Annotated in this window: 17 protein-coding genes; 5 read left to right on the top strand and 12 right to left on the bottom strand. The window is 62.1% G+C overall.

Going from position 1 to position 21,411, the window contains the following annotated elements; genetic code table 11:
* Positions 1-18: 18 nt before the first annotated feature.
* The 4 genes from HV796_RS27100 to HV796_RS27085 all read right to left on the bottom strand — a co-directional run bounded on the left by HV796_RS27100 (position 19) and on the right by HV796_RS27085 (position 2,829).
* Entirely contained in the window at positions 19-405 is a 387-nt protein-coding gene (locus tag HV796_RS27100) for a hypothetical protein (protein ID WP_175229569.1), read from the bottom strand.
* Between the two features lie 80 nt (positions 406-485).
* Positions 486-1,070 (bottom strand): hypothetical protein, encoded by a 585-nt coding sequence (locus HV796_RS27095; RefSeq protein WP_246356060.1) that lies wholly within the window; start codon positions 1,068-1,070, stop codon positions 486-488.
* A gap of 104 nt (positions 1,071-1,174) precedes the next feature.
* Positions 1,175-2,209 (bottom strand): CsgG/HfaB family protein, encoded by a 1,035-nt coding sequence (locus HV796_RS27090; protein WP_175229568.1) that lies wholly within the window; start codon positions 2,207-2,209, stop codon positions 1,175-1,177.
* A gap of 230 nt (positions 2,210-2,439) precedes the next feature.
* Positions 2,440-2,829 carry a winged helix-turn-helix transcriptional regulator gene (locus HV796_RS27085; protein ID WP_175229567.1) on the bottom strand — a complete coding sequence of 130 codons (390 nt, stop codon included), beginning with the start codon at positions 2,827-2,829 and terminating at the stop codon, positions 2,440-2,442.
* Between the two features lie 137 nt (positions 2,830-2,966).
* Here HV796_RS27085 and gstA point away from each other — a divergent pair, with 137 nt between their 5' ends.
* Positions 2,967-3,626: a glutathione transferase GstA gene (gene gstA / locus HV796_RS27080; RefSeq protein ID WP_175229584.1), complete on the top strand. Its 660-nt coding sequence runs from the start codon at positions 2,967-2,969 to the stop codon at positions 3,624-3,626.
* Between the two features lie 203 nt (positions 3,627-3,829).
* Here gstA and HV796_RS27075 read toward each other — a convergent pair whose 3' ends face one another.
* From HV796_RS27075 to HV796_RS27060, 4 genes are all read right to left on the bottom strand, one after another.
* The gene (locus HV796_RS27075) at positions 3,830-4,093 is read right to left on the bottom strand and encodes a DUF1488 family protein (RefSeq protein ID WP_175229566.1); all 264 of its coding nucleotides are present in this window, start codon (positions 4,091-4,093) and stop codon (positions 3,830-3,832) included.
* Positions 4,094-4,279, bottom strand: a complete 186-nt coding sequence (locus HV796_RS27070) for a hypothetical protein (protein WP_175229565.1) — start codon at positions 4,277-4,279, stop codon at positions 4,094-4,096.
* Between the two features lie 125 nt (positions 4,280-4,404).
* Entirely contained in the window at positions 4,405-4,722 is a 318-nt protein-coding gene (locus tag HV796_RS27065; protein WP_175229564.1) for a hypothetical protein, read from the bottom strand.
* A 376-nt stretch (positions 4,723-5,098) separates the two neighbouring features.
* Positions 5,099-5,302 (bottom strand): cold-shock protein, encoded by a 204-nt coding sequence (locus tag HV796_RS27060; RefSeq protein ID WP_042304025.1) that lies wholly within the window; start codon positions 5,300-5,302, stop codon positions 5,099-5,101.
* Positions 5,303-6,147: 845 nt separating this feature from the next.
* Here HV796_RS27060 and HV796_RS27055 point away from each other — a divergent pair.
* Entirely contained in the window at positions 6,148-14,751 is an 8,604-nt protein-coding gene (locus HV796_RS27055) for a glycoside hydrolase family 94 protein (RefSeq protein WP_175229563.1), read from the top strand.
* 20 nt (positions 14,752-14,771) lie between these two features.
* Here HV796_RS27055 and HV796_RS27050 read toward each other — a convergent pair whose 3' ends face one another.
* Positions 14,772-15,578 (bottom strand): hypothetical protein, encoded by an 807-nt coding sequence (locus HV796_RS27050; RefSeq protein ID WP_175229562.1) that lies wholly within the window; start codon positions 15,576-15,578, stop codon positions 14,772-14,774.
* Positions 15,579-16,025: 447 nt separating this feature from the next.
* On the opposite strand from HV796_RS27050, the gene HV796_RS27045 reads away from it, so the two are divergent.
* The 3 genes from HV796_RS27045 (at position 16,026) to HV796_RS45485 (ending at position 18,702) form a co-directional block, all read left to right on the top strand.
* A complete protein-coding gene (locus tag HV796_RS27045) occupies positions 16,026-16,958 on the top strand; it encodes an A4/G1 family peptidase (RefSeq protein WP_175229561.1) in 933 nt (310 codons plus the stop codon).
* Between the two features lie 226 nt (positions 16,959-17,184).
* The gene (locus HV796_RS27040) at positions 17,185-18,486 is read left to right on the top strand and encodes a UDP-N-acetylglucosamine 1-carboxyvinyltransferase (protein ID WP_175229560.1); all 1,302 of its coding nucleotides are present in this window, start codon (positions 17,185-17,187) and stop codon (positions 18,484-18,486) included.
* Positions 18,487-18,570: 84 nt separating this feature from the next.
* A complete protein-coding gene (locus tag HV796_RS45485; protein WP_281369839.1) occupies positions 18,571-18,702 on the top strand; it encodes a hypothetical protein in 132 nt (43 codons plus the stop codon).
* Between the two features lie 76 nt (positions 18,703-18,778).
* Here the strand turns inward: HV796_RS45485 and HV796_RS27035 are convergent, their stop codons facing one another.
* From HV796_RS27035 to HV796_RS27025, 3 genes are all read right to left on the bottom strand, one after another.
* Positions 18,779-19,573 (bottom strand): phosphate/phosphite/phosphonate ABC transporter substrate-binding protein, encoded by a 795-nt coding sequence (locus HV796_RS27035; RefSeq protein WP_175229583.1) that lies wholly within the window; start codon positions 19,571-19,573, stop codon positions 18,779-18,781.
* A gap of 54 nt (positions 19,574-19,627) precedes the next feature.
* Positions 19,628-20,674 carry a fatty acid desaturase gene (locus HV796_RS27030; protein WP_175229559.1) on the bottom strand — a complete coding sequence of 349 codons (1,047 nt, stop codon included), beginning with the start codon at positions 20,672-20,674 and terminating at the stop codon, positions 19,628-19,630.
* Positions 20,675-20,962: 288 nt separating this feature from the next.
* Positions 20,963-21,394 carry a hypothetical protein gene (locus HV796_RS27025; RefSeq protein ID WP_175229558.1) on the bottom strand — a complete coding sequence of 144 codons (432 nt, stop codon included), beginning with the start codon at positions 21,392-21,394 and terminating at the stop codon, positions 20,963-20,965.
* Between the last annotated feature and the right edge of the window lie 17 nt (positions 21,395-21,411).

Here is a 21,411-nt window from a genome sequence, read left to right as displayed (position 1 = left end):
TAGATCCTGACCTTGGATCTACATCTTTTGCACATCAAGAGGTCCAAGCATCATGAACACGAAGTAGCCCGTCTTCGTGGTGAACGACCCATCCGTCCATTCTTTGGGTACGTGGACCAACGCAAAAGCGTTTGTCTGCAATCCGTCGACCGGCGCATCGATCTTATGCTTCGTTATCTGCTCGAGATCTGCCTTGGTAAACGGCTTGACGGAGGAGGAGACAGGCGCCCACGTTCCTTCGTGGTATTCGGACACGGCATACCCATTGTCTTGCGATTCAACCTTCAGCAGTGGCGTTACTTTACCGTGTTCGTCATAACCGTATGTCCCGACCATGGTATCTGCCCCATTGTTACACGCCGCCAGACACAAAGTCAGAAATCCAGCCCATACCATTCTTTTCATCGTTATCCTCGTTGTTGAACGAAAATGAATGCACACACCGACTGCCGTCCTTGGAACGATACCGGCCGGTGTCGTCGCCTCTACAGACGCGGCGTCCTGTTTCTTTGTTCATCGAGCATCTTCAGGTATTTCTGCGTGTACCGATCATCCGTCAGCGTGAGATCGGTGCTGTTAATACTAAGCGTCGCTTGACCGTCATCACACCCCACCCCAGGATTCGTAAGCTTTACGCACCATTGCGCATGCAGCACATTGTTTAGCGTCGGCGTACCGTATTTCTGAATAGCGGCGGCCCTGAGTTGTCTGGCGTTCTCGCTTGAGAATGTCAAGTTATACATGATAGCTGAGGCCGGCACGGGGTCGTCTGGACTAGCACTAACTATCGAAAAGTCGACCTGTATGTGCTCTCCGTTAGCCTCGTAGCTGACGATTGTGATCGCCCGTTTACCGCCTTTTAGCGGCACCGACATGGTGTTGAGCTTATTCTTTCCTACGCCGAAATGTTGCGCGATCTTCGTTTGCACTTCATCGGCTGTCATGCCCAGCTTGACACCGGCGACATCGAAGGTCGAGGGATCAACTCCCGCCGCGATCGCCGGGCCCGCGCATGCGGCGAAGATCGCCGCGCATGCCGCGGCCTTGGAAAAACACTGATGGATCATCAAAACTCATCCCCTCACTGACATTGAGCTAAAGTATTTCGCTCCCCGGTACATGGCGGGACTTCAGACTGATCGTCTGGTTTTCTTTTATGTACTGGATGAGCCGCTTATTGCACGCTGACAGGGTTCGCCGGTTTGCGCTGGGACCCCTTGCCCGCATCGGCTTTGAGCGCCGAGCGTTGTGCCAGCGCGTTCGTCACACGGGCGAGCGATGCATTGACGTCGTCGTCGGGCTTCGTCAGGCGTTGATCGATCTGTTGATAGCGAGCCAACGCATTGGCCAGCCGCCCGTTCACTTCCTCACAGACGGCGAGATCGTATGCCACGGAAAGGCTGGCGGGATTGGCCGGAGCGAGTTGCGACCAGATCGTACAGGCGCGGTCGAATCGTCCAGCCTTGGCGAACTCGAGCGCGCCTTTGAACGTATCGCGTGAAGCCGGGTTCACCGCTGCGTCATCGGTCTTGTAGCGGACGCTAATCGCTTTCTCATAGGGGGCGACGTCTTCGCGAACCTGCCCGAAAGCATCGTTGACCGCGTCTCGCAAAAGTATCTGCTCGGAGATTTCGGCACCGCTGTCCGCACACCAGTACGATGAAGCGGAGCCGACCTTCGCCTCGGAGTACACGACCTGCCCGCGGCTCACCTCGACGAGTCGCGGCACCAGCTTGAAGCCGACGCTCCTGGTCGTGCAAGGGACCTTGATGTCGTGGCACTTGCCACCCTTCTTGTCGGGGCAGACCACGCGACTCTCCGTCGAGTATGAAAGCGCCGTCGGCATGACGAGCGCCGTTCCACTGTAAAGGGCGTCCACGCCCAGCAATTTGCCCACCTTTGCCGCATTGGGTTGTGACGACAGTGCGCTTTGCCGCAGCGACTGCTGGTTGAGCACATTCTGCAGCGTCGTGCTGTCGACCACCTTGAAATAGGGCTTGCCTTCATACTGCACCGACGCAAGCATGCTTTCGAAGTCCCTTGTCGCTTCGAGTCCACCGTCGCCATCAAAAGGCAGCACAGCGACGCGGCGATATTGCGCGGCATCACTCTTCGCCGCGAATTGCATATTGACATCGGTGGTCGGCGCGGCGCAGGCCGCAAGCATCACAGAGCCTAGTACGATTGCAACTACTTTGATTCCTTGCACGTCAACTCGCTAAAGAGAAATTGGCAATGCCACAAAAAACGTCATGCCGGCCTATGCTCACCAGGTGTCATTAGCGCCACCATGACAAAAAAGATCCTTTATTTCTGCTTTAACGGAAGGGACACGCAATACTTTAGGGTAGCCACTTGAGTTGTGAGGCTTATGGGAATAGTGGTATAGGCCCTTCATGCTGATTGAATGGGCATAAACGGATGTGCCGGCCACGTATATCAAACATTACGTGGAACACCGTTGCCCGCGCCCTCCTCGACCGCCGCGATCAATCGCCTCCCGGTTTCCCGTTCAGGACGAGTCTTGAGCCAAAGCCCGAAGTCGCGCATGATTTCGACGATCGGTCTTAGCCGCTGCCCATCCTCGGTGAGCTGATATTCCACTTTTACCGGGACTTCGGCGAATACCGTCCGTTGGACCAAGCCGACCTGTTCGAGTGATCGCAAATCAAGCGTCAACATACGCTGTGATATTCCCGGAATGTCCCTGCGCAAATCGTTAAACCGCTTCGGTCCGTCCAGCAGATACGACACGACCAGCAGGCGCCAGCGACCGCCCAGCAAGCGCATGGCCTCTTCAACCGAACATCCCGTCGCACTTCTCTTCATCGAGTTTGCCCGCGTCAGTCTATTTTTTGTACCTATAGCACAAAGTTGCGCCTTCTTCTCTTTTCCCCGTACTGGAGGATATTAGCTTCCGCGGCAGGAAAATGATGAAGCAGGTTATGCATCGAGAGAAAGAGAACATGAAGCTATATCACGCACCCGGTAGTTGTTCACAAGCGATTTGCATCGTCTTGCAGGAAACCGGATTGAATGTGGAGATCATCAAGGTCGATCCACGCAAGCATTTATTGGAAGACGGAACGAACTACTACGATCTTGCCGCACTTGGCTACGTACCGCTCTTACAGTTAGACGATGGGACGTTTCTACGTGAAGGCCCAGTCATCGCGCAGTATCTGGCCGATCAGCGCCCCGAGTCGGGATTAGTGCCCGCCTACGGTACGCTGGAACGCTATCGGTTGTCTGAATGGCTCAACTTCCTGACGTCAGAAGTCCATAAAGGATTCATTCCACTGCTCTATGCCGCTGCGGCGGGAAAGTATGTCGATACCGCAAGGCCGAAGCTCGAAAGCAGGTACGAATGGATCAATCAACAGCTAACTGGAAAGCAGTTTCTTACGGGCGCAAGCTTTTCTGTCGCCGACGCGTATCTGTTCACCCTAACGCGCTGGGGCAAGGCGAAATGGTTGAAGTCCGTCTACCACGCGGATATTGATTTCAGTTCGCACCGTCACCTTCAGGCCTGGTACGAACGCGTCATTGAGAGACCGCCGGTCCAGCACGTCCTATGTGCGGACGGATTGTCGACGGTGCCGAGCCGTCGGTCGAATGTCTCTTGATGAATCCGCAAACATCGCGGGTCGTTCAGGTTCATACGTTAGCTCGGGCCCAGGGTGGCGCGTGATTGAAAGCAGCCACCTGCTGCGTATCGCGCGACAGATACGTGAGCAGCGCTGCTGGCCCTGCACACGGCCGACTGACATCCCCATTCGCATGCGCGAAACGGCGGCGTGAGCCGCTGGGTGAGCACAACAGCCCACCTTCAAGAGATGGTGTACCTGTTCTGGGGGCCGCCGTTATAAAGCGTTCTGGCGAGTTCCAGAATTCGATCCCGGTTGTGATCGAAGGTTGCGAGCAACGAGGACTCGCCGGAATCCGCGCCGGGGTTTAGCCTGGTCAGCATCGAGTCGTCAACCAGAAAAGCGATCTCGCGAGCGTTGTCGTAGCCCCAAAAGCACACACAATGCCTGGAAGCATCGTACATGCGACTGGGATTAGGAAAGTTAAGCACTTCTGCCTTTTTCATCTATTCGCGAAGAGAAGGATATCGCCACTTGCTTGCGTTGACGTTGATGTGGGCGTCCATATCACGCCGTTTCTCCGCACGTTCGCTCTCCGCCTGCTCTCGCGCGGAGACACGCGCTTTCTGCTCGATCAGGTAGGCGTTTTGCCCGGTCGGCGCAGTTGAATACGCTTTGTTTTGTGTTCGCATGTTGGCTCCTTTAACACATTGAGAATATGGGGCCGAGCGGCAATGAAACGTCATCGTCAACACGTCGGCGAGTACCGGATGTGTGCGATGGATCCTACGCGCGGCCGCGGGCCGCCCGCGACCTGTTAGCGTCCTGCCGCCTTCATTCCCTCGGCTTCCATGGAAGCATTGCGCTCCTCGCTGGCCTCGATGGGTTCCATTGCCTCGTCGACCGTGGCTGTTGCTCGTTCCGTGGCCGATCTGGCCGCGTTGACGATCGCACCGTATTCTCCGTCTTCATCACCTGGGGGGCGCAGCATGTCATCGAGCATCGCCTCCAGCTCCGGCGTGTCCCACGGCGCGCCGCGCTGTCTTTTCCGCTTTATGTAGTGCCTCACCTCCGCATCATGCTCCTGAGTCAACGGAAGACCGCGAAAGGTGCTTTGAGGGGTGGCTTCGACCATGATATTGCTCCCTGCATTTGCGATGTTTCAAGTGTAGTCTCATTGCGTTAAAAAGCGCGACTATCGGTGAGTGCATCGCCCCGGCCCATCTGCACTGTCTGGCTTGCGAGGACGTGGCCATCCACTCGGCCAGTGATATCGCCAGGTCAGAAACAGCGGTGACGAAGATAAAACATCGCAGAGCGTCGAGCCCGCGAGTTAATCGTCCGCCCATTGGCCGGACTCGGGAATCACTGCGTGCGAGGACGATGAAGGCGGATCGTAGAACGACCCTAAAAGGACCGTAAAAGATCCATGCGCCGCGATGTGAGGCGACGTGAAGACAAAGCCGACGACTGAATGCCCGCGGTGCCCGCAAACGCGGGCACCCGCCGGCTTACAGCGGTTTGATATTTGCTGCTTGTAGTCCTTTTGGACCACGTTTCGTTTCGTAGCTAACTTTCTGATTTTCCGCCAGGGTCTTGAAGCCTTCGCCGCTCACTTCGGAGAAGTGCGCGAACAGATCCTCCCCACCTGCGTCGGGAGTGATGAATCCAAAGCCTTTGCTGTCGTTAAACCACTTTACGGTACCAGTGTCCATAACCATTCCTTGAAATAAAGATGTGTCAGCTCCAATGGTGGAGTGTTCGAAGAATCAAGGAGTGAGAGGACAACGAATACCGCTGACGCAGCGAGCCATTGATGAGCAGCAATCGACCTTCTTGAGCTTCGTGGTCCACCATACGCTGGTGACGGTAGTCAGGTCAAGAAGAATGCAAATATGCGGCTGATTCTATTCGTTGCGTTCGCGCATGCCGCACCTTGACGACCATCGTTGCACCGCATCGCCTGCCCTATCCCGCACGCGCCCTGGGTCGGCTCGCGCAGTCGGACCGCTACCGTACATGCCCGTTGAAAATAGATCGCGACGGAACCGGCAAATGCGTCCAGAATGAACGACAAGGCGGCCGCTTCCGCGGTCGAAGTAATGGGAGAAACACCATGGCAAAGGGTCAACAACGCGGTAATCGCGAGGCAAAAAAGCCTAAACAGCCGAAAAAAGTACCGTCTCCCGCAGCAGATGTGTCCTGGACAACAGTCACGCGGACCGCCTCTGCCAGTTCACCCGCGAAAAAGAAATAGCCAATCGCTGAGGACGCAGACCGGGATCTGCGTCGTCCGATCTCCCTCTTCCGCGCGCACCGCCTGACGCGGCGCCATACGGGTTGGCCAGGGGCCGGTCCACTTCCTCCTTGCTGCTGGATGGGTCGCGCAACACGCGCGACGTATCGAACGCGCGGTTATGCCGGGGTTCGTCATGCCAGCAATCCGTGCTCACGACCGCGGGTCATCGTGGCGATGGCGTCCGGCACGCCTTTCCACGGCATCGCGCGCGAAGCGTATTGCCTCGTCCGCTCAAGTCACCTAACCGCAGAAAGGGCGTCTGTGAACACATTGCTTCAGTACGCCGCACGATTTCGCCCCCGCTCGCCACCGTGGACCGACACGGCGCCGGTACGTGACGAACTATTCGGCGTCGAACGGCTCGAGCAGCATGCGCAGAGCCTCGCCGCCGCGCAACCCGTGACGAGCCAACCACCCGTCGTGCTGGCGCTGCACACGCGACTCAACGATAACGCCGCCGTGCTGCTTGCCGCTTATCGCGCGAGTGCCGCGGAACTGGAGCGAGGCCGGGACGTGGAGCCTGCCGCCGAATGGCTGCTCGACAACTATCACCTTGTCGAAGAACAGATCCGCGAGATTCGCGACGACCTTCCGCCAGGCTACTACCGTCAGTTGCCGAAGCTCGCCGCGGGTCCGTTCGCCGGCTATCCACGTGTATTCGGCCTCGCGTGGGCGTACGTAGCCCATACCGACAGTTACTTCGATCCGCACGTGCTGCGCCGTTTCATCGATGCCTATCAACGCATTCAGCCGCTGACGATCGGCGAATTATGGGCGGTGGCGATCACGCTGCGCATCGTGCTGATCGAGAACCTGCGACGTCTCGCCGACCAGATCACCGCCGGTCGAAGCGCACATGCGGACGCCGACGCGCTCACCGACCGTCTGCTCGAATCGGGCAGCGCGCGTTCCGCACTGGAAGCGGATATCGCCACACGTTCGTCGGGCGTATTGTCGGAGCCGTTTGCCGCGCAACTCGCCAAACGGCTGCGTGACCAGGATCCGCGCACCACGCCGGCGCTTGGCTGGCTGGAAGAACGGCTACAACGTCAAGGCCTTTCCGTCGACGAGGTCGTGCAGCACGCGCATCAACGCCAGGGCGCGTCGAACGTCACGGTGCGCAACGTGATTACCAGCATTCGCCTGATTTCCGACATCGACTGGACGGAACTGTTCGAGAGCATGAGCCTTGTCGACGCGCGGCTGCGCGCGGGCAGCGCGTTCGGCACGATGGATTTTCCGACACGCAATCTGTACCGCAGCGCGATCGAGCAACTGGCGCGGGGTTCATCCATGAATGAACTTGAAGTCACCGGTCTCGCGCTGCAGTTGGCGCAAAACGCCGTTGCGGCGGCGGGCGATGCGGCGCGTGCCGGACGTGCTGCGGAGCCCGGCTATCATCTGATCGCCGAAGGCCGGCGAGCGCTCGAGCAGGCATTGGAATTTCGACCGCCGGCGCGTCTGCGGATCACGCGATTCAGTATCCGTCTCGGCATCGTCGGCTACGCCGGCACGATCCTGACGGTTGCCACAACGCTGGTGGCGCTGACTTTGTGGGCTTTGTGCGCGCTGTGGACCACGCCGCGCACAGGGGCCGACGTCTGGGTTCTCGCGTGGTTTGCGGTATGCGGATTTCTACCTGCCACGGAGGTCGCGACCGCGCTCGTCAATCGCGCGGTGACATGGGGTTTCGGCGCGGTCACGTTACCCGGGCTCGAACTGACGACGGGCGTGCCGTCATCGCTGCGCACGCTGGTCGCCGTGCCGACGCTTCTGACCAGCGAGGCCGAGTTGCGCGAGCAGATCGAACGTCTCGAGGTGCATCATCTCGCGGGCGCCGGCGGGGACCTGTCGTTCGCGTTGCTGGCAGACGGGCTCGATGCCGACGAGGAAGTGCTGCCCGGCGATGCCTCGTTGCTCGCCGTCGCAGCCGACGCCATCGAAACGCTGAACCGCCGGCACGAACCCGGCCCTGGCGGCAGCCGTTTCCTGTTGCTGCACCGCCGCCGCGTGTACAACGCGAGCGAGAACAAATGGATGGGCTGGGAACGCAAACGCGGCAAGCTGCACGAACTCAACCGGCTGCTGCGTGGCGCGACCGATACGAACTTTGTGCCGATCGCCGGGCGCGCACCCCAGGTGCCGCCGGGCGTGCGCTACGTCATCACACTCGATGCCGATACGCGTCTGCCGCGCGACGCCGCGCTGCGCCTGATCGGCAAGATGGCGCATCCGCTGAACCGGCCGCAATTCAACGAAACCGGACAACGCGTGGTGAACGGCTATGCAATCCTGCAGCCGCGCGTGACACCGTCGTTGCCCGTTGGCCAGGAAGGGTCGCTTTATCAGCGTGTGTTCTCCGGTCCAGGCGGAATGGACCCGTATGCGGCGGCGGTATCCGACGTCTATCAGGACCTCTTCGGCGAAGGTTCGTTTACCGGTAAAGGCATCTACGACGTCGATGCATTCGAAGCAGCGTTGCATGGCCGCGTGCCGGACAACGCACTGCTCAGCCACGATCTGTTCGAGGGGGTGTTTGCGCGCGCGGGCCTCGCATCCGATGTCGAGGTCGTCGAAGAAGTGCCGTCGCGATATGACGTCACGGCCAAGCGCCAGCATCGCTGGACGCGCGGCGACTGGCAGTTGCTGCCGTGGATCGTTGGGCAGCGAGGCCGGGTCGAGCCGGCGATGCCGTCCATCGGCCGCTTCAAGATGCTCGACAATCTGCGCCGCTCGCTGCTCGCACCCGCGCTGGTCGCCGCGTTCGCGTTGTGCTGGTTGATGCCGCTTGGCGCCGGTCTCGCGGGCATCCTGTCGATGCTGGGCGCGCTCGCCATTCCCGCGTTTCTGCCGACGCTATGCGCGATCCTGCCGCGCCGTGCCGGAATTCGCCTGCGCAATCACCTGCGCGTCCTCGCTGCCGACGTGCGGCGCGCTGCGTTGCAAATCGCTCTATCGGCAGCGTTCGTCGCCGATCACGCATGGCGCATGGGCGATGCGATTGTCCGGACGCTTGTGCGCCTGTTCGTCACGCATCGCCGCCTGCTCGAATGGACCACCGCGGCACAGTCGAAGGCCAGCCCGCGCCTCGACTGGCGCGGCTTCTATCGACAGATGACCGGGGGTATCGCGCTCGCACTCGCGCTATGCGCCGGCGCGCTGGTCTTTGAGCCGGCCCACTGGCCGCTGGTGCTGCCATTTGCGTTGCTGTGGCTGGCCGCACCGGCGCTTGCGTTGTGGTCGAGCCGTTCGCCGCCGATCGCAGGGCGATTCGCGATGTCCGACGCGGACGCCCGCATCCTGCGCCTGATCGCGCGGCGCACATGGCGTTTCTTCGAGACCTTCGTGACGCCGCTGGAAAACATGCTGCCGCCTGACAATTTCCAGGAAGACCCGAAGCCGGTCATCGCGCACCGCACCTCACCGACCAACCTGGGGCTGTATCTGCTGTCAGCCGTCGTCGCACGCGATTTCGGCTGGGCGGGCACGGCGGAGACCATCGATCGGATCGAAGCCGCCTTCGCATCGATGCAGAAACTGCCGCGCTTCAAGGGTCATTTCTATAACTGGTATGACACACGGGACCTGCGTGCACTAGCGCCTGCGTATGTATCGTCGGTCGATAGCGGCAATCTCGCCGGCCATCTGATCGCGCTGGCCAACGCGTGCGAAGAATGGCTGCAGGCGACGCTCGCGCCGGCTGCCAGGTGCGGCATACGCGACACGCTGCAACTCGCGCGCGAGGCAGTCGACGCGCTGCCGGCAGCCAACGCGGAGCACGGCAAACAGCTCGTCGAGATTTTCGAGGAAATCGATGCGCACCTGCGTGGCCCGCAGATGCTCGATGCGTTGTCGCCGTCGCTGATCCGGCTCACGAAGAAGGCCGCGCAGACGACGCGCGCGATCATGCCGGCCGGTGGCGACGACAGTTATACCGATCTGATGTTCTGGATCGAAGCGTTGCACCGCAGCGTGAGCGAACACCGTCGCGACCGGCAGCAGCTTGGCGCCACGCCGCAGCTTCTGCATGCGCGTCTGCGCTCGCTTGCCGACACGTCGCGCGCGATGGCGCTCGGGATGGACTTCGCGTTTCTGCTCGATCAGGATCGCAAGCTGTTGTCGATCGGCTACTCGCAGGCGGATAACAGTCTTGATGCGAACTGCTACGACCTGCTCGCGTCCGAAGCGCGGCTGGCGAGCCTGTTTGCCGTCGCCAAGGCCGACGTGACGACGCGTCACTGGTTTCGCCTGGGCCGCGGCGCGACGCCGGTCGGCAACGGTTCCGCGCTGATTTCGTGGTCGGGGTCGATGTTCGAGTATCTGATGCCGTCGCTGGTGATGCGCGCGCCGGTCGGCAGTCTGCTTGAACAGACCAGCCGGCTGGTCGTGGAACGGCAGATCGCCTACGCGCGGTCGCTCGGCATGCCGTGGGGCATCTCGGAGTCCGCGTATCAGGCCCGCGACATCGAATTCAACTATCAGTATTCGAACTTCGGCGTGCCGGGCCTCGGCCTGAAACGCGGCCTCTCCGAAAACCGGGTCATCGCACCTTACGCGACGGGTCTGGCGACCATGGTCGCCCCGCAGGCTGCCCTCGAAAACTACGCGCAACTCGCGAAACTGGGCGCATTGGGCCGCTACGGCTTTTACGAAGCGCTCGATTTCACCCGTGCACGCCTGCCCGATGCCGAGTACTTCGCGATCGTACGCAGTTTCATGGCTCACCACCAAGGCATGACGATCGTTGCGATTGCAAACACCTTGCTCGATGCGCAGATGCGAGCGCGCTTCCATCGCGAGCCGATGATCCAGGCGAGCGAACTGCTGCTGCAGGAACGCATGCCGCGCGACGTCGCCGTGGCCCATCCGCGCGCCGAGGAAGTGAACACGTCCGCGGCGGACGCCTGCACGCTGCCGCCGACGATCCGTCGCGTCGCCGAAACGACGGCCGCTAACGGCCCGCCGATTACCCATCTGCTGTCCAACGGACGGTATGTTGTAATGCTCACCGCCACCGGCGGCGGTTACAGCCGCTGGCGTGAACTCGCGATCACGCGCTGGCGCGAAGACGCGACCCGCGATCACTGGGGCTCGTTCATCTTCCTGCGCGATACGCTGGGCACACAGGTATGGTCGGCCAGCGCGCAACCGGTCGCCGCCGAGCCCGAATACGGCGACGTCGTGTTCGGCGAAGATCATGCGGAATTTACCCGTCGGGACGGATCGCTCACCACGACCATGGACGTGCTGGTTTCCGGCGAAGCGGACGGCGAAGTTCGTCGTGTCTCGCTCGCGAACAGCGGGCGCGGCGCGCGCGAAATCGAACTGACCTCCTACGCCGAACTCGCGCTAGCTACGCCGGCCGCCGACAACGCGCATCCGGCATTTTCGCGAATGTTCGTGCAGACCGAGCATCTTGCCGAATTCGAAGCGCTGCTGGCGACGCGGCGTCCGCGTTCACACGACGACGCCCAGGTGTGGGCCGCGCATTTCGCCGTGGTCGAGGGTGAGATCGTCGCCGAGCCGCAGTACGAAACGGACCGGCTGCGCTTTCTGGGCCGCGGCGGCAATGCGCGCTCGGCCGCGTCGATCGTCCACGACCAGCCGCTCTCCAATACCACCGGTACCGTGCTCGATCCGGTCTTCTCGCTGCGCTATCGCGTGCGGGTGCCGCCTGGCAAGGTCGTGCGCGTCACCTTCTGGACGGTGGTGGCCGAATCGCGCGCGCAGTTGCTCGATCTGATCGACCAGCATCACGACCGCAACGCGTTCGATCGCGCCAAAACACTCGCGTGGACGCAAGCTCAGGTGCAATTGCGCTACCTCGACGTGGAGGCCGAAGAGGCCGCCGATTTTCAGCGGCTCGCGGCGCCGATCCTGTATGCCGACTCACGCTTCAGGGCGACGCCCGACGCAATCGTTCGCGGCGCCGGCGCGCAGTCGGGCTTGTGGCCGCATGCGATTTCGGGCGACCTGCCGATCGTGCTGCTGCGGATCGGCGATGTCGAAGATATCGCGCAGGTCCGGCAGCTATTGAAGGCGCACGAATACTGGCGCATGAAGCGGCTGGCGGTCGATCTCGTGATCATCAATGAACGGGTTTCGTCGTATATCCAGGAGTTGCAGGGAGCAATCGAAACGGCGGTGCGCAGCAGCCAGTCGCGACCCCGCTTTGACGGCGAGCTCGCGCAGGGCGCGATCTACGTGCTGCGTGCCGACCTGATAAGCGTCGAGACAAGGGCGCTGCTGCTATCGGCCGCGCGCATTGCACTGCTCGCACGCCGCGGCTCGATCGCCGCCCAGTTGGGTCACCTGTCGCACCACTCGGCACAGCCCGCCGCGCCGCGCCGCCAAAAAACGCCGTGGCTATCGTTGTGGCCGGCGCCTCCCGATACGTCCGGGGCGCCGACGCTGACCGCAGGACTCGAATTTTTTAATGGCCTGGGCGGTTTTGGCAGCAACGGCAGCGAATACGTGACCGTGCTCACTGCGAGCACCAGCACGCCCGCGCCATGGATCAACGTGATCGCCAACCCCGGTTTCGGCTTCCAGGCCGCCGCGCAAGGCGCCGGTTATACGTGGGCCGAAAGCAGCCGGGAAAATCAGCTCACGCCATGGTCGAACGATCCCGTGGAAGATCCTGCCGGCGAGGCCATTTACGTGCGCGATGAAAGCACCGGTGACGTATGGACGCCGACTGCGCAGCCGATTCGCGACGGCGGCGTGTACGTCGCGCGTCACGGATACGGCTACAGCCGCTTCGAGCACGAAGCGAACGGCATCGCACTCGGCTTGCTGCAATACGTGCCGCTTGCCGATCCATTGAAGATTACCCGGCTGACATTGCGCAATCTGTCCGGCCGCACACGGCGGCTATCGGTCACCGCGTGGCTCGAATGGGTGCTCGGTACGTCGCGAGGCGCATCGGGACCGTTCGTCGTGACGGAAATCGACGCGCTCACGGGGGCGATGCTGGCGCGCAATCCGTGGAATATCGCATTCGGTACGCGCGTCGCCTTCGCTGACCTGTGCGGCCAGCAGACGGCATGGACAGCGGATCGCACCGAGTTCCTCGGCCGCCACGGCGACCCCGCCGCGCCCGCGGCATTGACCGGCAACGCGCCGCTGTCCGGCACGACCGGTGCGGGACTCGATCCCTGCGCGGCCCTGCAGACGTTCGTCGAGCTGGGCGCACACGAGACGGTCGAAGTGGTCGCGTTCGTGGGCCAATGCGCGTCCGTCGCCGACGCGCGAGCCCTGATCGAACGCTATCGTGCAATGGACCTCGACGCTGTGCTTGCCGATGTGACAGGCCATTGGCAGGACGTGCTGGGCGCCGTCCAGGTCAAGACACCCGATCGGGCGATGGACCTGATGCTCAACGGCTGGCTGCTGTATCAAACGCTCGCGTGCCGGATCGAAGCACGCTCGGCGTTCTATCAGGCAAGCGGCGCGTACGGCTTGCGCGACCAGTTGCAGGACATGATGGCGCTAACGCATGTGCGGCCCCTTGAAACGCGGCGGCATTTGCTACGCGCCGCGGCGCGGCAATTCGTCGAAGGCGACTTTCAGCACTGGTGGCTGCCGCACTCGGGACAAGGCGTGCGCACACGGATCTCCGATGACCGCGTGTGGCTCGCCTACGCGACCGCGACGTACATCGGCTGCACGGGCGATCGCGCGGTGCTGGACGAAGTCGTGCCCTTCCTCGACGGTCCGCTGCTGCAACCCGGCGAGCACGACAGCTTCTTCCAGCCGATGCTCGCGGAGGACGCTGCTTCGCTGTTCGAACATTGCGCACGGGGTCTCGATCAATGTATCGAATTGACCGGCGCGCACGGTTTGCCGCTCATCGGCACGGGCGACTGGAACGACGGGATGAACCGCGTCGGTGCGAACGGCAACGGAGAAAGCGTGTGGCTCGGCTGGCTGCTGTTGCGGACCCTTGATCTGTTCGCGCCGTTCGCCCAAGCGCGCGAGCCGACGCGTGGTGAGCGCTGGCGCGCGCATGCGGTGTCGCTGCGCGAGGCACTGGAGCGTGACGCATGGGATGGCGAATGGTACCGTCGCGCGACGTTCGACGACGGCAGCTGGCTCGGTTCGAACGGCAACGACGAATGCCTGATCGATTCGATTGCCCAGTCTTGGGCCGTACTATCAGGCGCGGCCGATCCGCAGCGCGCACAGCTTGCGATGGCTGCGCTCGACCGACACCTGATCCGTCGGGATGACGGGATCGCGTTGCTGTTCACGCCGCCGTTCGACACGTCTTCGCGCGATCCAGGCTATATCAAAGGCTACCCGCCGGGGCTGCGCGAGAACGGCGGCCAGTATAGCCATGCAGCGATGTGGGCGATCTTCGCGTTCACGAAGCTCCGCGACGGCAACCGCGCCGCCGGTTTATTTGCGCTGCTCAACCCGGTCAATCATGCGCGCACGCCGATGGAAACCGAGCGCTACAAGGTGGAGCCCTATGTGGTGGCGGCCGATGTCTACTCAGTCGCGCCACATGTCGGGCGCGGCGGGTGGACATGGTACACGGGGTCGGCTGGATGGATGTACCGGGCGGGAGTCGAGGGCATTCTGGGGATTCGCAGGGAAGGCAATTTTCTGGTGGTGAATCCGTGTATTCCAGACTCGTGGCCGGGCTTTGACGCGACGGTCCATGTGCATGCAACGCGCTATGAAATCCGTGTGAAATCGGCCCCTGGGGCACGTGCGATGCACAGTGTGCTCGACAGCAAGGCGGTCGATTGCAGCGGCGCGGGCTTGCACGTGCCGCTCGACGGCGGCTCGCATACGCTGTCAATCTCGTTGTGCCCGGGTGTGCCCGAGGAAATCGCGTCGCGTGAGCCGGCCGTGTGACGCGGATTCAACGAGTTCGGCTAGGGCTTCGCATCCTCTTGCCTTGACTCCATTGCCACAGCAAGACGGCTTTGTGCCGCGATGAGTTGGTCATCCGTGGTCGCCACCAGCCACAGCCGTGCGTGCTCCGCAATCCGGCGGTTGTGGTCCTTCAATGGACCCATCGTGGCAGCGGGCTTCCAGACCACCGGGCCGCTTCGGCTTTTTCTGCCCGACGGCCCGCCTACCAGCAAACAATAAGGTCCCAGCGGAAGCGATACAAACGGAAGTGCCGGACTGGCGTGCACGCGCCAGTCGATGAAGGGCGTCTCGTTGATCAGCAGCGGCAGAGGCAAGCCGTAAAGCACACTGAAATCGTACAGCGCCAGTTGCTCCCGCATACCGACGTAAATACGCCGGATCTCGTCGATAACCGCTGCCCGAATCTCGTCCTCGAACATCGGCTCCTGTGCATAGCGGGTAAATGCCTGTCGAGCCTCCGATTGATACGCGCTGTACAGGCCGAGATCCACACAGTCCTGCACGGCGCGCTGAACCTCCGCTACAGAACCGGCTTCCTCCGGCTTGCCCAACTGCGCAGCCCGTAAAAACCGCGCAAGTGCCGCCTCCTGAATCGCAGGACCCTCCGCAGATGCATCATCGGCTTCACGGTCCTTATCGAGCGGCACGTAGAAATACTTCTCTGCTGCGAAACGCGATTTCTTGCCGTCATCAAACTTGATTTCGCCATCGACGCAGTCCAGATAGCGAGTCCCGACTCGACCCCGCTCCCAAACCCAATTTTTCAGGAGCGGACGTAGTGGATGCAGTCTGTCTTGATCGGTCATTGAATCCTCCAGGTCCCCCAGTATAGTTCCAAGTCACCCATGTTCTGTGGGGGAATCGGAATACATCGAACCGATGCATCGGCAGTTTCCAATCAGGCCCGCCCACCTTCGAGCGAGTGCGCTGCCACGCGCGTGCGTCACTACGCCGGCAGGCTTTTGTAAGCCGGCATCGGAGTGGGTCAGCTCCTTCGTCCGCGGGATTGAAAACGCGGATTCGCCGAGCCGTTCTAGACAAAGGACTCCATGCGCCGCGCGCTTTCCGACCGTCACTGCCGGACTACGTGTCCCTACCCGCTACGCAAACGTTCGCCGCCGGACAGGCCTCACGCGTAAAGAGCGTCTGTTCGACGGAGTCCGTCGGAGCTCCGCGAGTCGTGTTTCGATGTCCCCCGTTCTACCGGTTCGACTGACTCCCGATCGGTAGGACCGAACTGGAGGAACCTATTCATGGAACATCCCTCACCCCACGATGCACTGAGCCGGTTTCATACCTATGAAGCGCCGCCCGCAGAATTTGACCCGCAACAGGCGGATGCGCGGCAACTTCGACGGCATGGCTTCCCACGCAGACCCGACGCGAAGACGGAACCGCAGCTGATGCGGCTCTGGCAGCGGGCTTTTCGCCGCGCGCCGCGGCTGCATATGGTCAAGGCAGAACTTGAGATAGACCCGATCATGAGCGGACGCGATCGTCAACGCCCGTCGAAGGCGGACTTCAGCCCGTCAGGCTGGGGTGGCGTTGTCGTGTCGACGGGGGCACAAGGCTTTTCCCCCTACGAGCCCGCTAACACGGTGTTCGCGGAATGGGTCGTGCCGGCGATCTTTCCGGTTGCCGGCGACCCTTCCACGTCGTTGACGGTCGGTTTCTGGGTCGGTCTGGACGGCTCCGACCCGACGTCATACGAGCTATTGCAGGCGGGCACGGCAGCCACGATCACCGGCAGCAGCGTGAACTACTGGGCTTGGACAGAGTGGTATACGAGCCAGTACAAAGACCCCGCGGTGCAGGTCACCAATTTCGCCATTCAGCCGGGCGACCAGGTGTCGTTTCTCGTTTGCGCGCCCGAACCGGGTCAAGGCTTTGTCTCGATGATGAACTACAGGACGCAGCAAGCCACCAGTGTCGGCATTACCGCGCGGCCCGGCATCACCTCAGTCGGCACCCGGGCGGAGTGGATCGTAGAGGGGATCTCAGCCGATCTCCCCGACTTCTCTCCGGCGGCGTTTTCTAACATTAGCGCCGGCACGCAGCACCATAGTTTCAATCTGTCGACGGGCGGTTCGATTACCAATATCGGGGGCAGCGGCGGCAAGTCGCTGACCCAGTCGTATATCGCCTCGCCCACCACCGCGTTAGTGCTCTGGGAAGGGAGCGCCTGAAGACGGCGGGAATGAAGCTAATGGTGAAATGGCCGACACGGGACGATGCGTTCCTGCACGTCGTTCGGTATCGCTGACGCCTGATCACTGCAATGACGGCCGCCGTGCAACGCGGCGGCCTTTTTCAGCAGCGCGCCGCCCCAACCGCGCGAACCGCCGCACCGTACGGCCCCACGCGATGGCATCATATCGGCCTCGCGTCCTTCATTCTCAATCTTTCCCGAACATGTCCAACCTGATCGTCCACGGCGGCACTCCGTTACGCGGGGAAATCGTACCGTCCGCCAACAAGAACGCTGTACTGCCGATTCTTTGCGCGACCTTGCTCACCGATCAACCCGTGCGTCTGATCGGCGTGCCGGAGATCACCGACGTCAAAAAAATTCTCGATATCTTCCGCGCGCTTGGCAGCGAAGTATCGATGGATTTTTCAACGGGCATGCTCGATCTGCATCACCACGCGACCACCTTCGATCCAGCGACGCACAGACTGCCCGAGGAGATGCGCTCGTCGATCATGCTGATACCGCCTCTGCTCGCGCGTTTCGGCGTAGCGCGGCTGGAGAGCGACGTGAAGGGCTGCACGCTCGGTGTGCGTGAGATCGACCCGCATGTCGAGGTGTTCGAACGGTTTGGCGCTCGCGTGGAGCGCACCGACGATTCGCTGCTCGTGCGTCACGACCGGGGCATGGCCGCGAACGATCACTGGCTGGACTATGCCTCCGTGACCACCACCGAGAACTTCGCGCTGTGCGCGGCAGCCGCGGAAGGAACCTCGACGCTCGTCAACGCGGCATCCGAACCTCACGTGCAGGAGTTCTGCCGCTTTCTCGCCATGCTCGGCGTCAAGCTCGAAGGCATCGGTACATCGCGGCTCAGCGTGACCGGCAGCCGGCGGCTCGGCGGCGGCGAGTTCCGCTTCAGTGAGGACTTCCACGAGATCGCCACCTTTCTTGCGCTGGGCGCGATCACCGGTGGCGATATCGCGGTCAGAAATTCCGCACCCGAGCAGTTTCCATTGATCGACAGGACATTCGCCAAGTTCGGCGTCAACGTCGTGCATCGGGACGGTTGGTCACGCGCACGGAGCAACGGTCCGATGCAGGTACGCCGACCGTTCACACAGAATATTCTCGCCAAGGTCGAAGCGGCGCCCTGGCCTTATCTGCCGGTCGACCTGCTGCCGATCTTCGTCGCGCTCGGCGTGCAAGCCGAAGGCAGCGCGATGTTCTGGAACAAGGTCTATGACGGTGCAATGGGCTGGACCAGCGAGCTGTCGAAGTTCGGTGCACATGTGTTCCTGTCCGATCCGCACCGGCTGATCACGTTCGGCGGCCTGGCGCTAAGTCCGGCGCGCGTCGAGAGCCCGTACATTATCCGTGTGGCGATTGCACTGCTGATGGTCGCAGCCAGCATCGAAGGCCGCTCCGAGATCATGAATGCGCTGCCGATCCGGCGCGCGCATCCGCGCTTCGTCGAAAACCTGCGGTCGGTGGGCGCCAATGTCGAATGGACCCGCAGCGAGTGAATGGGGCGGACGCAGGACTCATGCGTGCGCGCGTCCTGCGTCCGGTTCCGCGCGTGCAGGGAGAACGCTGCGAAGCCCGGTGTCATGGGCTCTCCCCGTCAACTCATCAAAAGCCTGCGTAACGCTGGCCCGCTGGGCGACCTGACGCAGGAAGGCGATGTGCTGCAGTGCCGCATCGCGCATCCCGGCCGCCAGCGGCACGCGATCCTGCGCTGAAGGCAATCGTCGGCCCCCGGGTCACGCATCCGGGCGAGCGCGCGTTCGATGCAGAGGGCTTAGCGAAGGCATTTGATCAGGCCAGCGTCGCGTAACCTCGTGCGATCGCGTCGCGCTCGAGCGTTTCGATCTCCGCGTAGTCGTGGCGCGTGAGCCGCGCAAAACCCGTTACACGCAACCGCCGCGCCCGCTCAGGGTCGGCCGACAGCGCGACGTCCAGTGCGTCGCGCACGCGTGACAGGCGCTCGGGACCGAGCGCACGTGACGCGATCAGCGGCAGACCCGGTGCACTCGCCGTGACGCCAATCACGCGCACGTGCTTCGCGAGATCCGGCAAATCGTCCTGCACATACGCAAAAGTCACGCAGTCGATCGCGGCGACGTCAGCCCCTCCCTCCGCGATCGTACCCAACGAGCGTAGATGCGAGCCGGTCCGGACGGTGGACGCAAAGAAACGTCCGTTGCGTGCATGCGGCGCGACTGCGTGACGCAATGCGTTCATGCCGCTGTTCGAGTCTTCGCTGTTATACGCGGCCCGCATTCCGCGGCAATCGGCCAGCGTGTCGATAGCGTGCGCGCCGCCGTTTGAGCACACGACGATGACACTGCGGTAGCGCGCGCCCTCGCAGCCATGGGCATCGAACATCGGCGTCGCGACGACGTCGACGTGGCTTCCCAGCTCATGCACGAGCGGATAGCCGCAGGTCTGCGACAGCAGCAGATCGCCACGTCGCCACAACCCGTACAAATCGCCGAACGGTTCGTCGAGCAGCGACACGTGGTTCGCCGCATCCTCGCCGAACGCGAGCGTCACGACATCCTGCAGAAACGCGCGCCAGAGCGCGCCATGTGTCGGCGTGACGTTGTACATCGGCAGTGCGGCCACCCAGTGCGTCGTCATCTCGCTTCCATCGCACACCGCCGCTCAGGTGACATCGCCGCGACGACGCACGAGGCCGTCGCGACGCACCGGATGCGCCGCATCCGGCACGACATCGCGCGAGTGCCGCATCGCCCCGGCCCGGTACATCACCGCGTCGAGCGGATGCCGCACCGGCTCGGCACAGCGGAAAGCGAATTCCGCGAACCAGCGCCGATAGCCAGCGACCACGAAATGACCGCTGCGCTCGCAATAGCGGGCGCGCCGTTCGAGATAGACGCGCCGCAGCGCAAACCACGGCACGCCCGGCAAATCGTGATGCACAAGGTGATAGTTGTTGTTCAGGAATAACAGCCGCCAGAACCACCCCGATTCATTGATCACGCTACGCTCGGCCACCTGCGCCGCGGGCCGGTGCTCCCGGAACGAGCGCACCGCGCCGAGCGACAGCGCCGGATACGCGACGCCAGCCAGAAACCGCAATGGGCCAATGCCGCACTCGCGTTCGAGCCAGACAAGCAGCAGTGCAAGTAACCCGAGATGCGCGACCCACATCCCCGCCTCGCGCAGATCGCCGGCCGCCACCTTGCGACACGCTTGCGTCAGCACCGCGGCGATGGTGAACGCGGGCCCGATCGCGACCCGTCCGACAAACGTGTTGCGAAACGTCAGCAGCGCGTGCATCGGCGCGGACGTGGCACGCCATCGGCGCCACGATAGGAAGTAGCTCTCGGGATCGTCGGCCGACGTCAGCCGCTCGTCGTCGTGATGACGCAGATGCTCGGCGCGATATAGCGCGTACGGAAACCAGACTGACAGCGGCGCGATGCCGAACAGCGCGTTGACGGCCGGCGAGCGCGTCGGATGGCCATGCACGAGTTCGTGCTGCAAAGACGTGTACCACGTGGTCGCGACGGTCAACAGCACGGTGGTCAGCGGCAAGCCAAGTTGCCTTGCGTGCAGCGCAAGCCCGAACCAGCTTGTATAGACCGCGGCAATCAGCAACCACGTTGGGCCTTCGCTGCGCCACAGCCACGACCTTGCGCGTCGCGCGAGCGTCTGGCGCTGCGCGTCGTCGAGATAATAAGCCATCGGACCTTGCACCGGAGCGTACATGATGAAAGCGCCGATATTACGCAGCCGGTACGGGGGCGCGAAGCAATCTATTGCCATTTGGAAAGCACCGTTAAGGTGATTTGCATTTCACGAATGCGCGAATAGACACGCGACCGACGACGTATCGTCACGATTACCCTGCTTCGAGCAGTTGTTTCAACCTGTTCAGGTCGCGCATCACCCGTTGCGCGATTGTCGGCAATTCACCGTCGGATGTCGAATGACCGCTCATCGGAGAAAGGCAACGGCGTGCTCGACGCGCATTCAATGGTAAGTCGTGGTGGACGACTGCAACTTCGTCAACATGCCACTTTTGAATCGGAACCAGCCCTGCGAGCCTTGCATCACGACTTCATCGTCTTGCCAGAACACGCGCTTGACCGTCATCCCCTTACTCAAGCGCTGCACGAGTGGCGGGTGCTGGCGAAAGTCGTACAGCACCGGTCCGGAATCGGACTGTACAAGCATGCGCGTGATGGTGTGATTTGCATTGCCGACGTCATCGAAATGCGTGAGCGTGTTCGCGCCGAAGCGATCGAAGATCTGCTTGTCGAGCATCCCGACGAAATCGCCGTCGACGCGCGCGAATAGCAGTTCGCCCGACGGCGTGACAAACGGGCCGGACGCGTTGCTTTGCGCCCGAACGCAAGTCACGAAACAGGTGGCTGCGAGCGCAGCGAGTAACAGTCGTCTCATGTTTTACCTTTGGCCTC

This window comes from Paraburkholderia humisilvae (genome assembly GCF_902859855.1).
Classification (GTDB): domain Bacteria; phylum Pseudomonadota; class Gammaproteobacteria; order Burkholderiales; family Burkholderiaceae; genus Paraburkholderia; species Paraburkholderia humisilvae.
The sequence above is the reverse complement of the archived record's forward strand: the minus strand, read 5'-3'. Positions and strand labels throughout refer to the sequence as shown.

Excerpts from the sequence above, each read along its gene's own strand:
- HV796_RS27100 (WP_175229569.1), bottom strand. The coding sequence starts at position 405 with ATGAAAAGAATGGTATGGGCTGGATTTCTGACTTTGTGTCTGGCGGCG.
- HV796_RS27085 (WP_175229567.1), bottom strand. The coding sequence starts at position 2,829 with ATGAAGAGAAGTGCGACGGGATGTTCGGTTGAAGAGGCCATGCGCTTG.
- gstA (WP_175229584.1), top strand. The coding sequence starts at position 2,967 with ATGAAGCTATATCACGCACCCGGTAGTTGTTCACAAGCGATTTGCATC.
- HV796_RS27075 (WP_175229566.1), bottom strand. The coding sequence starts at position 4,093 with ATGAAAAAGGCAGAAGTGCTTAACTTTCCTAATCCCAGTCGCATGTAC.
- HV796_RS27070 (WP_175229565.1), bottom strand. The coding sequence starts at position 4,279 with ATGCGAACACAAAACAAAGCGTATTCAACTGCGCCGACCGGGCAAAAC.
- HV796_RS27065 (WP_175229564.1), bottom strand. The coding sequence starts at position 4,722 with ATGGTCGAAGCCACCCCTCAAAGCACCTTTCGCGGTCTTCCGTTGACT.
- HV796_RS27060 (WP_042304025.1), bottom strand. The coding sequence starts at position 5,302 with ATGGACACTGGTACCGTAAAGTGGTTTAACGACAGCAAAGGCTTTGGA.
- HV796_RS27050 (WP_175229562.1), bottom strand. The coding sequence starts at position 15,578 with ATGACCGATCAAGACAGACTGCATCCACTACGTCCGCTCCTGAAAAAT.
- HV796_RS27045 (WP_175229561.1), top strand. The coding sequence starts at position 16,026 with ATGGAACATCCCTCACCCCACGATGCACTGAGCCGGTTTCATACCTAT.
- HV796_RS27040 (WP_175229560.1), top strand. The coding sequence starts at position 17,185 with ATGTCCAACCTGATCGTCCACGGCGGCACTCCGTTACGCGGGGAAATC.
- HV796_RS45485 (WP_281369839.1), top strand. The coding sequence starts at position 18,571 with ATGGGCTCTCCCCGTCAACTCATCAAAAGCCTGCGTAACGCTGGCCCG.
- HV796_RS27035 (WP_175229583.1), bottom strand. The coding sequence starts at position 19,573 with ATGTACAACGTCACGCCGACACATGGCGCGCTCTGGCGCGCGTTTCTG.
- HV796_RS27030 (WP_175229559.1), bottom strand. The coding sequence starts at position 20,674 with ATGGCTTATTATCTCGACGACGCGCAGCGCCAGACGCTCGCGCGACGC.
- HV796_RS27025 (WP_175229558.1), bottom strand. The coding sequence starts at position 21,394 with ATGAGACGACTGTTACTCGCTGCGCTCGCAGCCACCTGTTTCGTGACT.